This is a genomic window from Stieleria mannarensis (genome assembly GCF_014154935.1).
Lineage (GTDB): Bacteria > Planctomycetota > Planctomycetia > Pirellulales > Pirellulaceae > Stieleria > Stieleria mannarensis.
Window position 1 is genome coordinate 38099 of sequence record NZ_JACEHH010000032.1, and the last position, 16163, is coordinate 54261.

The 16163-nt window shown below is 60.2% G+C and carries 11 protein-coding genes; 4 read left to right on the top strand and 7 right to left on the bottom strand.

The window, feature by feature from the left end; genetic code table 11:
* The first annotated feature begins 109 nt into the window (after positions 1-109).
* Together H1B37_RS20920 and H1B37_RS20925 are read left to right on the top strand one after the other, a co-directional pair.
* Entirely contained in the window at positions 110-2311 is a 2202-nt protein-coding gene (locus H1B37_RS20920; RefSeq protein WP_182868596.1) for a transglutaminase family protein, read from the top strand.
* 192 nt (positions 2312-2503) lie between these two features.
* On the top strand, positions 2504-4201 hold the full coding sequence (locus H1B37_RS20925) for an MASE1 domain-containing protein (RefSeq protein WP_182868597.1): 1698 nt from the start codon (positions 2504-2506) through the stop codon (positions 4199-4201).
* Between the two features lie 139 nt (positions 4202-4340).
* Here the strand turns inward: H1B37_RS20925 and H1B37_RS20930 are convergent, their stop codons facing one another.
* Positions 4341-5360, bottom strand: coding sequence for an NAD(P)-dependent alcohol dehydrogenase (locus H1B37_RS20930; protein WP_286177965.1), 1020 nt, complete (start codon positions 5358-5360; stop codon positions 4341-4343).
* A gap of 158 nt (positions 5361-5518) precedes the next feature.
* On the opposite strand from H1B37_RS20930, the gene H1B37_RS20935 reads away from it, so the two are divergent.
* Both H1B37_RS20935 and H1B37_RS20940 read left to right on the top strand, forming a co-directional pair.
* A complete protein-coding gene (locus tag H1B37_RS20935) occupies positions 5519-6190 on the top strand; it encodes a TetR/AcrR family transcriptional regulator C-terminal domain-containing protein (protein WP_182868598.1) in 672 nt (223 codons plus the stop codon).
* A gap of 369 nt (positions 6191-6559) precedes the next feature.
* Positions 6560-7954 carry a hypothetical protein gene (locus H1B37_RS20940; RefSeq protein WP_182868599.1) on the top strand — a complete coding sequence of 465 codons (1395 nt, stop codon included), beginning with the start codon at positions 6560-6562 and terminating at the stop codon, positions 7952-7954.
* Positions 7955-7957: 3 nt separating this feature from the next.
* Here the strand turns inward: H1B37_RS20940 and H1B37_RS20945 are convergent, their stop codons facing one another.
* The 6 genes from H1B37_RS20945 to H1B37_RS20970 all read right to left on the bottom strand — a co-directional run bounded on the left by H1B37_RS20945 (position 7958) and on the right by H1B37_RS20970 (position 16071).
* Complete coding sequence (locus H1B37_RS20945) at positions 7958-8227, bottom strand: hypothetical protein (protein WP_182868600.1); 270 nt, start codon at positions 8225-8227, stop codon at positions 7958-7960.
* A 132-nt stretch (positions 8228-8359) separates the two neighbouring features.
* Positions 8360-11755 carry a M56 family metallopeptidase gene (locus H1B37_RS20950; protein ID WP_182868601.1) on the bottom strand — a complete coding sequence of 1132 codons (3396 nt, stop codon included), beginning with the start codon at positions 11753-11755 and terminating at the stop codon, positions 8360-8362.
* Positions 11752-12156 (bottom strand): BlaI/MecI/CopY family transcriptional regulator, encoded by a 405-nt coding sequence (locus H1B37_RS20955; RefSeq protein ID WP_353620876.1) that lies wholly within the window; start codon positions 12154-12156, stop codon positions 11752-11754. Before H1B37_RS20955 ends, H1B37_RS20950 begins: the two co-directional genes overlap by 4 nt.
* An 82-nt stretch (positions 12157-12238) precedes the next feature.
* Positions 12239-12874 carry a hypothetical protein gene (locus tag H1B37_RS20960; protein WP_182868603.1) on the bottom strand — a complete coding sequence of 212 codons (636 nt, stop codon included), beginning with the start codon at positions 12872-12874 and terminating at the stop codon, positions 12239-12241.
* A 157-nt stretch (positions 12875-13031) separates the two neighbouring features.
* Entirely contained in the window at positions 13032-14465 is a 1434-nt protein-coding gene (locus tag H1B37_RS20965; RefSeq protein ID WP_286177966.1) for an NAD(P)(+) transhydrogenase (Re/Si-specific) subunit beta, read from the bottom strand.
* Between the two features lie 70 nt (positions 14466-14535).
* Positions 14536-16071, bottom strand: coding sequence for a Re/Si-specific NAD(P)(+) transhydrogenase subunit alpha (locus H1B37_RS20970; RefSeq protein WP_182868604.1), 1536 nt, complete (start codon positions 16069-16071; stop codon positions 14536-14538).
* Positions 16072-16163 lie beyond the last annotated feature (92 nt).

Consider the following 16163-nt stretch of genomic DNA (forward strand, 5'->3'; position numbering starts at 1 on the left):
AACCAAAATAGTGTATCGTATCGCCGGGTGGCTCAGCGGAGGTTGGCGGGCGGCGTCGCCAAGCGGCTATGATAGAGACCGCTAAAAAACTTGATCAAAGGGACAGAACGTGGATCTTAGGACGCTGATTTGTTTGCCGCTGTTGATCGCGATCGTCACGCCCACCGACGTGGCGGCCGACGACGCCCAGTCACACCCAACGCTGATCGCCAAAGTGCGTCCGTCGGTGATGACGATTCGCGTTCAAGGACGCGACGGCGATCCGATGGGCATCGGGACCGGATTCGTCATCGACGACGAAGGTTTGATCGCCACCAACTTTCACGTCATCAACGAAGGCCGTCCGTTTACCGTGGAGACCGCCGAGGGCCAGCAGTTGCGGGTGCTGGCGGTCGAAGCGTCGGACGTCACTCGCGATTTGGCGATCATTCGCGTCGACCCCGGATCCGCCGAACTGCCGGCATTGGAATTTGCCGACGACGCGGCCACCCAGCAAGGCATCCGCGTGCTGGCATTCGGCAATCCGCTGGGGCTTCGCAACAGCGTGGTCGAAGGCATCGTGTCGGCCAGACGCGAAGTCGAAGGCCGCGAGATGTTGCAGTTGGCGATGCCGATCGAACCGGGAAACAGTGGCGGTCCGTTGGTCGATTTGAAAGGCCGCGTCCATGGCATCATCAACATGAAATCATCGATCGACGACAACTTGGGGTTCGCGATCCCCGTCACCCAGCTCGTCGCACTCAAAGACAACCCCAACCCGGTGACGCTTGACCGTTGGGTTCGGATCGGCCGCATCAATGACGATCGATGGACGCCCGTGATGGGATCGCGTTGGCAACAACGCGGCGGACGGATCGTCGCGCTCGGTGCCGGCAACGGATTCGGCGGACGGTCCTTGCTGCTTTCAAAACGTGACGTTCCCAAGCGCCCTTTCGAAATCGCGGTGATGGTTCGGCTGGATGACGAATCCGGTGCCGCCGGATTGGCATTCCACAGCGACGGCCAAAATAAACACTACGCGTTTTACCCCAGTGCCGGACGCATGCGATTGACCTGCTTTCGCGGCGCGTCGGTGTACTCCTGGGACATCTTGAAAGAAGTGCAGACGGAGCACTATCTGCCGGGACAATGGAACCAATTAAAAGTCCGCGTGGAAGACGACAAAATCCTGTGCTACGTCAACGGACGACTGGTGATCGAATCCGACGACGCTCAGATCACCCAGGGACGGGTCGGGCTGGCAAAGTTCCGCGACACCGAACCGGAGTTTTCAGGATTTCAACTCGGTGCCGTGTTGGACACGCCGGTGCTGTCCGAAGACGCCGAAAAAACACTCGCTCGACTCGATCCCGCCGCACTGCCATTGGATTCGATCGGCAGCGACCAAATCCGCCAGCTGGGCACTTCGAGTGACTTGGCGTCGCGTGAATTGACACGGCGGGCGATCGAGTTGGAAAGACAAGCCAAGCGGATGCACCAATTGGCCGACGATATCCGCCGTGCCGAGACGGTCGACCGATTGAGTCGACTGGATGATATTGACGACGACGAACGTCTGCTGATCGGATCGCTGTTGATCGCCAAACTGGACAGCCCCGATTTGGATGTCCAGGCCTATCGCGAACGGATCGATGAAATGGCCGATGAGATTCTGGCGGGACTCGATGCGGATGCGTCGGCGACCGACATTCGCGACGCCATGCACCGCTATCTGTTTCAAGAAAACGGATTCCATGGCAGCCGCAGCGAGTACTATCACGCCGCCAACAGCCATTTGAACCGGGTGATCGACGATCGCGAAGGGTTGCCGATCACGATGTCCGTGCTGTACATCGAACTCGGGCGGCGTCTAGGTATCAAAGTCGTCGGCGTCGCCTTGCCAGGCCACTTTGTCGCCAAACATGTCATCGATGACGAGCAGGAACAACTGATCGATGTGTTCGAACGTGGCAAACTGCTCAGCCAGGACGATGCGGCCGGGATCGTTGCCATGCACGCCGGACGCGGGCTGCGTGAATCGGACCTGCAAGCCCCCACGGACATCGAAATCCTGACCCGCATTTTGAACAATCTGATCGGCGTCGCCGGCCGCCAGAACGACGGCGAGGCGATGCTGCGATACTGTGACGCGATCGTCGGGGTGAATCCGGATCAGCATCGCTACCGGATGATGCGCGCCCAATTGCGCGGGATGACCGGCAGGATCCATCTGGCGCTCGAAGACGTCCAGACGCTGTTGCGAAACGACCCGCCCGGTCTCGATCGCGACGCCACCGAGCGGCTTCGTGATGCACTGATCGACCGGTTGTGATTCTTCTGCCGCAGCGTCAACGAGCTCACAGCCGGTGGCGGAAACGCGCCAATCGTGTGTCGAACTGCTGCCAGTCCGCCGGGCGTGTGATGCCCGCTCACAAACTCGGTTATGCTAAAGTCATGCATCCGAGCGCGTTTTCTGTGGCGGTCTCTGAGATCTGTGCAAGGATGGCGAATCGAAAGCCAGCAGATGATGTCGACGCAGAGCATTCCTTCCCCGGTCATCGGCGGTGTCGCTGAAGATAAGAAACTGGGACTGGCGACGCATCTGGTTTTGATCGGCGCGCTGGCTGCGGTTTATTACGCCACGGCCCGCGCGGGGCTGTTGTTCGCCATTCCTCCGGGTAACGCCACCGCAATCTGGCCGCCGTCCGGGATCGCGCTGGGCGGTTTGCTGTTGGGCGGTCTGCCGGTCACGCCGGGGATCTGGATCGGCTCATTTCTGGTCAACACCGGAACAGGCGTCTCGTCGGTGACGGCTGCCGGCATTGCGACGGGAAACACCGCGGCGGCTTTGGTGGCGTTCGCACTTTGTCGACGGTTTCTCAACCTGGACACGCCGTTTCGTCACGCCGCTTGTGGGTTCCGCCTGTTCTTCATCGCGGCGGTGGCATGTTTGTTGGCATCCACACTCGGGTCGGGAAGCCTGGCGATCAACGGCTACCTTCCCGAGGGACAATTTGCGTCGAACTGGTCGACTTGGTGGCTGGGAGACCTCGCCGGCGTGATGCTCGTCTCGCCGATATTTCTGTTGTACGGCGCACGGTATTCGTCGCAAATGCCCACGCATGCGTTTTCCGGCGCGGTGGTGTCGCTGCTGGTGCTGGGGGTGATCAGTCTGGCGATCTTCGGCAGTTGGCTTCCCGAAGAACTCTCCGAAGGCTTGCTGTACTTGCCTTCGATCGCGCTGTTTTGGTTGTTACTCCGGTTCCCACCGATTGTCGTTTTTGGCGGTAACCTGCTGATCGCGATGATCGCCGTCCACTATACCTCACGCGGATCGGGACCGTTTGCGACCGAAATCGTTGCCAACTCGCTTTTCGAGTTGCAGTTCTTCATGACGGTCTATGCGCTGATGACGCTTGCTCTGGTCGGCGTTCTGTCGAGTCAACGGGAGGCGGAAAATCGGGAATCGCAGTTGGCGGCCAGGGTCAAAGCCGACGAGGAGATGCGGAAAAAGGAAACCGAGTTGGCGCACGTCGCCCGACTGGCGACGATGGGCGAATTGGTGGCCGGGATCGCGCATGAAGTCAACCAACCGTTGTACGCGATCGCGAACTATGCCGCGGCGAGTGAAAACTTGCTTGCGTCCAGTGACGTCCGACACCCCGAGCGTCTGTGTGATCTGAACCGCCAGATCAGTGACCAAGCCGTGCGTGCCGGAGAAATCATTCGCCGGATGCGCGGCTTCGTTGAAAAGTCGGGAGAACAACGGACCGTGTTTCCGATCAGTGACGCGGTCAACGAGGCGTGCTGTTTGCTGGAGGCCGAAGCACGGCTGCAGATGATCGCGGTGGAGATTGATCCGGAATCGCCACCGCCGGTTTGGGTTCGCGCCGATCGAATTCAGATCGAACAGGTCTTGATCAATTTGATTCGCAATGCGTTTGACGCCATGCGGGAAACCGACGGCGACCGTCGAGTCGTCAAGTTGCGGACCGCGGTGGTGGAAACGGAGGTGCAAGTGAGTGTCACCGATGGCGGGACAGGGATCTCGCAGGCCTCGGCGAGCGAATTGTTCAGCCCGTTTTTCACGACCAAGCCGGATGGAATGGGGATGGGTTTGGCGATCAGCCGCACAATCGTCGAAGCACACGGCGGACGGATTTGGGCGAGTCCGGGAAACGACGGCGGAGCCGTGTTCACCGTCGCCCTGCCCATCCAATGACAAACAAATTCGTCGATCAAGTGACGGATCGAGGTACGACGTCCTTTCCAGGTCGTCGCCCCGGAGTCCTCCGGACGACAGGGTTACGTGCCCGATCACGCGACGCCTCGTTCCTAAACCCGTGTCTGGGAATGCCCCGTCAGGCCACCACGGCGGTCGATCCACACTCTGGCGTTGCATCCGCATTCGCAACGGAGATCACGACTTTGCCTCTCGCATGTCCGCTCTCCAAATAACGGATCGCATCAGGGGTCTGTGTCAATTCATACTTGCGGTCGATGATCGGCCGGACCGCCCCCGATTCGATCAACTGTTTTAGAACCAACAAGTCGTCTTGATTGGGAACCGAGAGATAGCGGCGCAGGTCGTGCCGCACGAAGGGCGACATCACCAACGGCTTGATCAGCCGGACCAACATCGCAATCCCTCGCGCGCCGGTGCCGCTGTTCAGGATCAGCATGCCGGTCGGCTTCAGGGCGCGACGGCAGTCCGCTAAAGAACGATTCTCAACATTATCAAAAATAAGATCGTATTGCGCGGCTGCGGCCGTGAAGTCGTCGCGTGTGTAGTCGACGACGTGATCGGCCCCCAACGATCGGACCAAGTCGACGTTGCGCGTGCTGCAGACCCCCGTCACTTCGGCCCCGAATGATTTGGCGATCTGGATCGCAAAGGTGCCGATCCCACCCGAGGCGCCGTTGATCAACACCCGTTGTCCCGGCTGGACGTTGGCGACATCGCGGAGCGCGTGCAGTGCGGCCAGACCCGACGTCGGTACCGCGGCGGCTTCGGCCAAAGACAGGTTGGTCGGTCGAGGTGCGACGGTGGATTGCGGCACGGTGACATACTGGGCGCAGGTGCCTTGTCCGGCGCCGAACACTTCGTCGCCGACGTCGAACTGCGTCACGTTCTCGCCGACCGCGGCGATGCGGCCGGCAAAGTCGTATCCGGGAATCCCGCAGGTCGGTTTGAACAGCCCCGTCGCCATCCGCATCATCCAAGGCGTGCCACGGACACCGAAGCAGTCTCCGACGTGCACCGCGGCGCCGTCCACACGCACCAGCACGTCATCCTCGCCGGCGAGCGGCCGCGGCGTCTCGACCAACCGCAGCAGATCGGGCGATCCGTACCTGTCCTGGGACATCGCTTTCATCGTCATGTCGTTTCCCTCGCTGGTGGCACCGCGAATCGGCACCCTTGCTTACGGTGTAAGTATCGGCCGATCCATGCTATACTTACAGCGCAAGTTCGTCAACGGCCGTGTTTTTCCCAGGCATGCGGATCGTGGCGGCCAATCGGGACGACCGGGAGTGTCAGATGGCGGGAAAAAAGCAGACCAATCGCAAACGCACACGCCCCGAACCGCTGAGCCGCGATTCGGTGCTCCAGGCGGCGATGGACTATGCCGACCAACACGGCATCGAATCGCTGTCGATGCGAAAGCTGGGCCAGTTGTTGGGGGTGGAGGCGATGTCGCTGTACAACCACGTGCCCAACAAAGACGCGATCCTGGACGGCATGGTGGACCAAGTCGCCGGCGAGATGGAAATTCCGGTCGCCGGCGGGGACTGGAGGCGTGCGATGCGTCGCCGAGCGTTTTCGGCCCACGAGGTGCTGTTGCGCCACCCTTGGGCGACGATGTTGATCGTTTCCCGCGTCAACGTCGGCCCGGCAATGTTGCGATACGTGGACGCGACAATCGGATGCTTGGTCGAGGCGGGGTTCAGCGATGCGATGGCGGACCACGCGTGGAACGCGCTCGACAGTTTCACCTACGGGTTCACGCTCCAAAAGCTGAAGTTTCCCTTCCACCCCGATGACTATGCGAAGGTCGCCGAAGCCTATCTGCCACAGATTCCGGCCGACCAATACCCGTACCTCCATGGCATGTCCCAAGCAGTGATCGCCGGCCACCACAACGGATTGCACGACCTCACGCTCGGTCTGGACCTGATTCTCGATGGCTTGGAACGTCTGCGAACGTCGTGAATCGAACCATTGACGCGACGCAGATGCTGGAATGCAGCTTCTCCGTAAGCTTCTCGGACCCCACGCTGCGAACCGGTGCGATCGTCCTTCTCGCTTGTCCCCTGTCAGCCGTTTCGGCTGACAGGGGTTTGCGGGTGTCCGCGATGCGGCCACGGAGAACAGCTGGGACAGCGGTTCTACACTGACACCGACGTTACACTATGATTCGTGTCGCCTTCCTTTTCGGGTAGGCCGGGGTGGGCGAGGTGAGGAGCCCTCGCAGTTCACCAGAGGGATGGACTCGTCACCTCGCCCGCTTCCCGAAAACCAGGTTGCGACGGAATACGAATGCTGGCCAAGTCACGTTCACCACGAAACCGGAGTGGAATCATGGCACATCCATCGATCGATTGGCGTTTCTCGTCTCACTGTCTCGGGCCTGTCATCGTGATCGTGGGCTTGGGCGTCACGACCGCGGTGGCCGAGGAATCGGAGTCGACAGCGGCGATGCAGGTGTTCGAAGAACGGATCATGCCGATCTTTCGTTCGCCCAACCCGTCGAGCTGTGTGCAGTGCCACTTGTCGTCGGTCGACTTGAAGGATTACATCCTGCCATCCCACATCGACACCTTCGTGGCACTGCGTGATGCGGGGTTGGTTGACGTTGATTCCCCTGACAAATCGAAAATCTTGACGCTGATTCGGATGGGTGACAAGGACGCCGATCCGCTGGCCAAACGGATCCATGCAAAGACGCGTCGCGCTGAATACGACGCATTTTCGGCATGGATCACGGCCTGTTGCAACGACCAAGACTTGCTGTCGCGGTCGGCCCCCGAGCAAGATTCGTCGATCGGTCCGGCGAAGCCGCTGGAGGTCATTCGCCACGCCCGAAGGAGTCGCGTGCTGGAGGCGTTCACACGCAACGTCTGGTCACAACGCATGCGGTGCTTTCCCTGTCACACGCCCGACGAGATCGATCGGGGCAATCCCAAACACGAGAAGCCTGCCGAGCGTCACCGGGAGTACGTGAAGACGTACGGGGCGCGAATGAATCTGTTCCGGGAAACGCCGGAAGCGACGCTCGCGACCCTGGTCGCCAGCAGCCGCAAGCAAACCGGCAAAAACTTTCCGCTGATCAATCTGCGTGATCCGGGAAAGAGCCTGTTGGTGCTCAAGCCGACGTCGAAGTTGCCACCCAAGCAAGACGACGGAACCCTCGCCAAGCCGTCTTCCTCCGGTCCGGTTTTCCATATGGGAGGGATCAAGATGCACGTCGACGACCATTCGTACAAATTGATCGTTGCCTGGTTGGAAGATTATGCCGCAATCGTCGGCGATCACTATTTGACCGCCGATCAGTTGCCGGCGGACAATTGGATCGCGACCCAGCGGATCTTGCGCGTCAAAGGGACACCGCCGGATTGGAAACCGGGGACGGTCGTCCAGTTGTTCGTCCATCGCAAAGATTCGACCGGACAATGGTCGCCCGATCCCGTCGCGTTCACGCAATCGGTCGTCACCCCCAGGGGCATGGTCAACGGCGCGTTGTTATTGATCGCGTCCAATCTGGATTCAGGGTACGACGGCAACGACGAATCGTTCCCGCTGGCCGCGGGAGAGTATTTGATCAAGGCCTACATGGACACCGAGGGGAAAATCAAGCAGTCTCCGGCCGCCTTTTTGGATGCATCCGATTTCGCGGGACAAGCGACGATCGATGCCAAGTGGCGGGTCGGATTTCCCAACGCGGAGACGTTTCCCGGCGATCTTCTGGCGAAGTGACATTCAGGTTTCGGTGATCGCGTACAGCCCTCCGCCGTCGTGACGAATTTTGCCTTGGCGGGCGAGTTCTTGCCAAACCGCCTTGGGAAACTGGTCCGGCGGCCGGATCGCGGCGATGCTGGATTTGCGCCCCGACGACATCGGGCCGTGGCCGAGCGTGGATTCCTCGTCCAACTGCATTAATTTCAGCCGTTTGCGAAACGCTTTCATCGCCAAACGGAGTTCTTCTTTGGAGGGGCCTTCGGGCTCGGGCGTCGATTCTGGTTCGGTCATCGCGTGTTCCGTCGTTGTGATCGGGCGTGCGTTTGAGCTTGGTCGCTTGGTTGTCGGGAAGAGCGAAATGCTTGAAGGCTATGGTTTACCACACTCTTGCGAGTGTAGCGACGTCATGCAAACGTCATCCAGCTACTCGTTGGCACCCGGGTTCGGTGACACGCCGCGATAACGTTCGTCGTACAGTTGTTGGTGCGTTTTGAGTTGGTCGCTGGTGATGGAGAGGGTGCCGACGGAGTAACGCCCCGGAGCGACTTCGGCGATCGGCGTTTGCCAATAGAAGTAGGTCGGGGCTTCGTCGGAATCCTTTCGAACGGCCACGGAGTACTCCGGTCCCACGATGCCTTTGAGTTCAAAATCGCCGTTTTCGTCGATCGGCACCGTGTCGGTCCTAAAAAGTCCGAAATCGTTGGAATTGATCATCCGCGTCGTCAACCCGATCTGCAACCCTCGCGCCGGTTGGCCGTCGATCATTACACGACCGGTCACGATCCAGGGTTCACGTAGCACCAGCGTGATCGGTGCCCCGGGATCGGGAGTGATTTTCTTGTTCGCCGCGATGTAATCGAAACTCGACGTCGTGGCTTCGTCGTCGTAGTGCATCGCCGAAATCGAACCGTGGTGCCATTGCGATTGATTGAGCACCAGCGTGCACCGGCCGCTGGCATCGGTTTGCTCGGATTGAGCCAACGGCTGGGGCAAATGATAGACTTTGCCGTCCTGCTTGATGGTTCTGACATATTCCGCGTGGACCCAGACGCCTGGGACCGCCGCACCGGAACTGTCGACGACCGTCACGATGCGGGACGGAATCCGATCGACCGAAAAATCGGGGACGGCCAAGGTGGATCCCGCGGCCCCTGGCGGAATACGCCGGGTCAACCGTGGTGTTGGCGACGCAAACTCGTTAAACGCATCAGTGGTCAACAGATCCATCCCGGCGATGCTGCCGGTTGCGGAAAGGAATCCGGGTTCCTGAGGGACGACCATCTCCCATCGGCCCTGCCGGTCGGTCTGACAACGTAGCGGGGATGGTTCGATCCGATCGAGTTGTTGATGCCAACACACTTCCACTCGGGCGATCCCCGCGCCGTCGTCGGACGTCGTGACTCGGCCTGACGCCCGGCGTCCACGCCGCGCGACCCACTGCAGGTTTTTGCCGGTGATGACGGTTGCTACCGGTACCGATTGGGCCAAGTGCACGAGCCCGGACTCGAACGGGAACCTGGCGACAAACCTGACCCGACCGTCCGGCCCGGCGACCGATTTCAGGAACTCGGCGGTCGTACGAAGGGTTCCGTCGGGGGTGACTTGCATTCGTCGCGTCGGCGCGTTCCCTTCGGCGGGCAGCGCGACCAAGCTGAACTCATTCACCGGATCGCCGTCAGGATCACGAATCGTCAGCGGAATCGCAAGCAGTCGCCGCAAGGGGATCGTCGCCGGTGACCGAAATTCCATCAAGCCCCGGGACGGGCTGGGATTTGGGGGGCTGTCGGCTGCGTTCAGTCGAGCCAGTCGCGGGAAGTATTCCTTGCGTTTCAATCCCACGACGATTGATGCGCTGCTCGGCACTTGAAAACCAAACCGCCCGTCGCTGGCGGTGGTCGTCGTCCAATGAAGTTGTTCGCTGGGAAAGGAAAAACGATGTGTTCGTTTAGGCGAATCGACTCGTTCAGAATTCGTGAACGGTCCGGCATCACCGGGCACGCATTCCGGGACTCGGATCTCTTTGACCGCAACACGGACCTCAGCCAGTGCGGTCCCATCCGGCGCAACGACTCGTCCGGCAATCGTTTCAGGCCCCGGCAATCGAATGTCGGTCGATGCGGTCCATGGCTTTGGTTGACGGAGCGTGAAGGAAGTCAGTGCGTAGCCGCCCAAGCCAAGCCGTCCGTCGCGATCGGCCACCAAAATTTCCCAGCGCGCGCGGACGAGGGACTTCAACCGAACGACAGGAACACCGTCGACCTGATACCGGCCGTCGGAATCGGTCGTCGTGCGGGCCACGATCGGCGGAGTGATGTTGTTGCCATTGGCTCCCGGAGACGGATAGAATTCTCGGATCAGCACGACGGCCCCGGCGACAGGTCCCGCATCATCGACCACCCGACCTTGGAACAGGATCTCGATCCGTTTAGTCCCCTCCGGTTTTGGTTGGAGCAACTCGACCGTACGAAACTGATCAAACAGGCCCGCTTCGTTTGCAGATCCAGATTCGTTCTCCGTCGGATCGACTGCGGTCGACGCGGCAGTCAACTTCTCTGGCGTGGCCGATTTCTCTGGCGTGGCCGGGTTCTCTGGCGTGGCCGGGTTCTCTAACGTGGCCGTGCGGCCGGTCTCTACTGGTCGATCCGGCATCGGCGGCTTCTGTGCCACGACGCTTTCAACGCTGAAACTGATCAACGCGATGAACACAAATCCGACCGCAAGCAATGCCACGCCCCAGCGTGGTTGTTGCTCCAATCGCAGCGTCGGCGCCACGATTCGGCGGATCCGTTGCTCCAGATCCGTTCCCGAATGAATCGCCACACTCGGGTTGGCGATTTTCCCAGCGATCTGCTGCGAGATTTCCAGCAAACTGCGTGAGTACGATGCGGGGCGTTCACCCGTTCGCATCACCGCATCGTCCGCAGCGTCTTCCCGAGCACGGCGCAACTTGATTCGCGCCCCGTGAACACTCGGATGGAACCAGTACACCGCTGTTGTGATTTCGGCGACCCAATTCCACCAGGCATCGCGCCGGACCACATGTGCCATTTCGTGCAACAGACAATGACGCCGTTGGTCGGCGGTGAACGTTTCGAACTGCGGCGGAACCAGGATCACGGGATGAATCACGCCGAACGTCAACGGCGACGAGATAGCCGATGAAACCCGGCAATCAGGCTTTTGCTCCAACCCGATTCGCGACATGCATGTTTGGACAAGTTCCGCATGGGCGACGGGAAACAGGCGCGCCTCTCTTGCGATCTTTCTCAACCGCACCCAACTCCGCAGAACCCTGGCCAGCCACAATGCAACTCCCAAGGCGTAGATCGAAATGCCGATCGAAGCCCAGCTGAACCGTGATCGTGCCGGAGGGGAGGCCATCGCGGGAGGCGAGCGCTGTGTCGAAGCAGCCTTCATTTCGGGAGCAACGGCCACTGCAGGTGCCTCGACGCCAGACGCTTCCAACGCCGTGTCGTCAACGATCCCGTCCATCGTCGCGGTTGCGGACTCCGACGCGGGATCCATCGTTTCATCGCCACCGACGACGTTGGTGGATTCGACCGGGGCAGTCACTCGCGACATGCGGATCGGAATCCGCAGCGGGAACGAGGTCAATGTTGGAACCACAAGTAACGCAAGGGCACAAAACGTACAGGCCCAAATGCTGTGCCGAAAGCTCGCTGGGCGATGCCGTGTGATCCGTTCGATCCCCCACGCCACGAAGACGATCACCGCGGCATGCGTGATGCCGGCGCAGAGTTTTGATATCTCGGGATGTGCCAGTCCGAAATCGATCCATTGCCAGATCCAACCACTCATCGTGATTCCCTCCGTTCCGCTTCGGAGATCAATTCACGCAGCCGGGCCAATTGGTCTTCATCCAGCTGGGTTTTGGGATCCGAAAAATGCGACGCCAATGCCTCTTCGACCGACCCGCCGAAGAAGACGTCCAGGACGTGCCGAAACGCCTGTTTCCCGGCCCGCCGTTTGGGCTGAACCGGGCGATAACGAAACTGCCGTCCATTGCGACGATGTTTGACAAACCCCTTCTCGCCCAGGATCCGCAGCAAGGTCCGGACCGTCGCATCGGACGGCTCGCCCGTCATCGCCAAACGCACCTCGGCCGCGGTCGCTTCTTCCTTGGCGTATAAAATGTCGACGATTTCCCGCTCGCGACGACTGAGTTGATCCGCCCCCATCGCACTCCCTCCGCTGCACACCTTCGACAAGAATTTTTTAACACTTGGGTGCAGTCTGGCGGTCGGCGAAGCGTCTGTCAAGCATTTTTTGATCGGCCACGTTTTACCGCAGTGCCGTCAACAGGTCTTTGACTTGCTGATGGACGTCGCTCGTCGCTCGCACGACCAAGACACGTCGCATGGCAAAGTACTGAATTGACCCGACGCCTCCTCGCGATTCCCAGAAGTCCGGTGCCACGATCCGTTCAATCAACTCCACGAGCTGCCATCCCGCTCCGGCGGCAGCTCCACCGCCTGCGACTGGGTTGACCGTTCGAACTTCGCTCCGCTCCGGCGTTCCAGTGTTCTGGTCTGCAAGTTCCTGGTCTGCAAGCGCCGCTCGGATCGCCGAATCCACTTGCAGTGACAGTGCGGCCGGACGGGCAATCCCCTCGCGACCGAGTTGAATCTGGCGCCGGCGTGCAATGGTCATCAAGCGTTTGCGTACTTTTACCGCGTCGCCCTGGAGCATGTTGCTCGTCCCATAGCGCGGGTCACTACGCAAAACGACATACAGGTCGCACAGCGCCGCGGCCGCATCGTCTTTGGCTAGCCCCGGTGTTGCCGTCGCTTCCAGTCGCAGTTGTTTCCGCGTTTGTTGGCGCAGCTGGGTCGTTGAGGCTTCAGCGTGGGCAGAGGTTGTGGACGTGAGCAGGGAGAAGGTGATGGCTAAGGCGAAGTTCTTGATAGCTGCGTTCATTTGATCCGCCCGATTGAGTAAGCCGCAATCTGTAAATGGATGTACGCGTCCTTTCTAGGTCGTCGCGTTAAGTCTGACAGACGACGGCCCGAAAGGACCACTCGTCCATCGAAACGTGATCGCCGAAAGGCTAGACACCAACACTCATACCCGATGGTTATCGCTGCAGGCCCTTCAGGATTGCGTCGATGTTTTGCTTGGCGTCACCGAACAGCATGTAGGTGTTGTCCTTAAAGAATAACGGATTTCCCACTCCGGCGTATCCGGTCGCCATGCCGCGCTTCATGACCACACAGGTCTTGGCGGTCCAAACTTCGATGACCGGCATGCCCGCGATCGGGCTGTTGGGGTCGTCCAGTGCGGCCGGATTGACGATGTCGTTGGCCCCGATCACCAGAATCGCGTCGGTGTCGGACATGTCTTCGTTGATCTCGTCCATCTCCAACACGATGTCATAGGGCACGTTGGCTTCGGCCAGCAACACGTTCATGTGTCCCGGCAAACGCCCGGCGACCGGGTGGATGGCGAATCGGACTTCTTTGTTACGTTTTAGCAGCGTGCGAACGACTTCGGCCAACGAATGTTGTGCTTGAGCGACCGCCATGCCGTAGCCGGGCACGATCACGATGCTTTGCGCTTCCTCCAGCATCGCGATGGTGTCCTCGACGCTGAACTCTTTGGTGGTTCCTTCCACGACCGCCGCCGCGCCACCGGATCCGGTACCGAACCCGCCCAGGATCACGCTCAAAAAACTTCGGTTCATCGCCGCACACATGATGTACGACAGAATCGCGCCGGAGCTGCCGACCAACGCACCGGTGACAATCAGCAGGTGGTTTTTCAGCATGAATCCGGCGGCCGCGGCGGCCCAACCGGAATAGGAGTTCAGCATCGAAACGACGACCGGCATGTCCGCACCGCCGATCGCCATCACCATGTGAACCCCGATCAACGACGAAATCGCGGTCATGATCAATAGCGGCGTGATCGCGGCGACGTCATCGACGCGGCAGTACCAAATCCCCAAGCCGACACAGGCCACGAGCAACAACACGTTGATCACGTGACGGCCGGGCAGCGTCAGCGCCCGGCCGCCGATCAACTCCGCCAGCTTCAAAAACGCGACGATCGAACCGGTGAAGGTCAGCGCACCGATGAAGACACCGACGTAGATTTCGATTTTGTGAATCAACATCTCGCCTGCGGGAACATTGATCCCGGGATCGATATGGCTGGACAGTCCGACCAACACCGCCGCCAGCCCCACAAAGCTGTGCAGAATCGCAACCAGCTGGGGCAGATGGTCCATCGACAACCGTGCCGCCAACCGCGCGCCGATCAACACCGCGGGGACGATCGCAGCCGCCATCATCAGACGCCCACCGCCCATCACCCCGATGACGGTCGCACCGACCGCCAACAGCATGCCGACAATCCCCAACAGGTTTCCACGTTTCGCACTCGTTTGGTGCGACAGCCCGGCCAGCGAAAGGATGAACAGCACTGCGGCGACGAGGTAGGCGACCGTCGCCAGGGACTGGTTCAGGGGAAGCATTTCCGATGCGATCGGCAACGGGTTCAAGAGCGACATGTGTTTCACGTTCGAGGGCAGCGTATCAGAAAGACATTGAAAAGAGTCGGCGTTTCGTGGGGACAACGCGTCACTTTCGAAACAGGCCGAGCATCCGGTGCGTGATCAGAAATCCGCCGGCGATGTTCAACGTTGCAACGAAGATTGCCAGCGCCCCCAACCAAGCTGCGACCGGGTCAGTTGCCCCGACCTGAATCATCCCGCCGACGATGATGATGCCGCTGATCGCGTTGGTCACGCTCATCAGCGGTGCGTGCAGCGAGGCCGTCACGTTCCAAATGACTTGCCAGCCGATCAAGCAGGAAAGCAAGAACACGGTGAAGTCGGTGATGAATCCTTGGTCCCGGGTCATGGCGACGCCGACCAACAACAGCGCCGCGATGACCATCAGCGAGATGTCGAACACCCCGATCTTTTTCTCCACCACGGCCGAGGGCGCGGCCGACTCGACGACCTTTTCCTTCGGCGTCGCGGAGACCGCGACCGGAGGCGGGGGCCAGGTCACACGTCCGTCTTTGACAACGGTCGCGCTGCGCACCACGTCGTCTTCCATGTCGACGTCAAACTGCTCGGCCCCGCCCATTTCGTCCAGCAAATGATACAGGTTGGTCCCGTAAAGTTGGCTGGACGTGTGTGCCAATCGGCTGGTCAGGTCGCGGTAACCGACGACGTGAACGCCTTCGAACTGGACAACTTCGTCGGGCACCGTCGCTTCACAGTTGCCACCCTGCTCGGCGGCCAAATCGACGACCACGCTGCCCCGCCGCATCGACCGCAGCATTTCGCGCGTGATCAACTTCGGCGCCGGTTTGCCGGGGATCAGGGCGGTCGTGATGATGATGTCCACCTCCTTGGCTTGAGCGGCAAACAACGCCATCTCGGCATCGATGAACTCCTTGCTCATCGTTTTGGCATAGCCGCCCGACGTCCCGCCCTGCTGGTCGCCTTCGAATTCCAACATCAAGAATTCGGCACCCATGCTTTTGACCTGGTCGGCGACCTCGGGGCGAACGTCAAAGGCGCGGACGACGGCCCCCAGTCCCCGTGCGGTCCCGATCGCGGCCAACCCCGCGACTCCGGCCCCGATCACCAGTACCTTGGCCGGGGGCACTTTACCCGCCGCGGTGATCTGGCCGGTAAAGAAACGTCCGAACAATCCGGCGGCTTCGACGACCGCTCGGTACCCGGCGATGTTGGCCATCGAACTCAACGCATCCAGTTTCTGCGCCCGGCTGATCCGCGGAACCGCCTCGACGGCCAGCGCCGTTGCGTTGCGATCGGCGATCTTCTGTAGCAGCGTTTCGTTTTGAGCCGGAGCCAGGAAACAAATCAATACCTGGCCCTCACGCAATCGTTCGACTTCATGATCCTGCGGGTTGCGGACTTTCAACACAACATCCGCGTCTCGCCAGATTTCTGTGGGATCATCGGCGATGGTGCATCCGGCGTCACGATAACTTTCGTTGTGAAAACTGGCTGCATCGCCTGCGCCGGTTTCGACGACGACCTCAAACCCCAGTTTGCCGATCAATCGTCGCGCGGTTTCGGGGGTCGCCGCCACGCGACATTCACCGGGATAGACCTCTTTGGGCACGCCAACTTTCATTTGCCGATCTGTCTCTGTGAATACATGGAGATGGGGGAATCACTGTCTGTCGGGTGCAGACAGAATACCATTTCCTGTGGCACGCCGTGAAT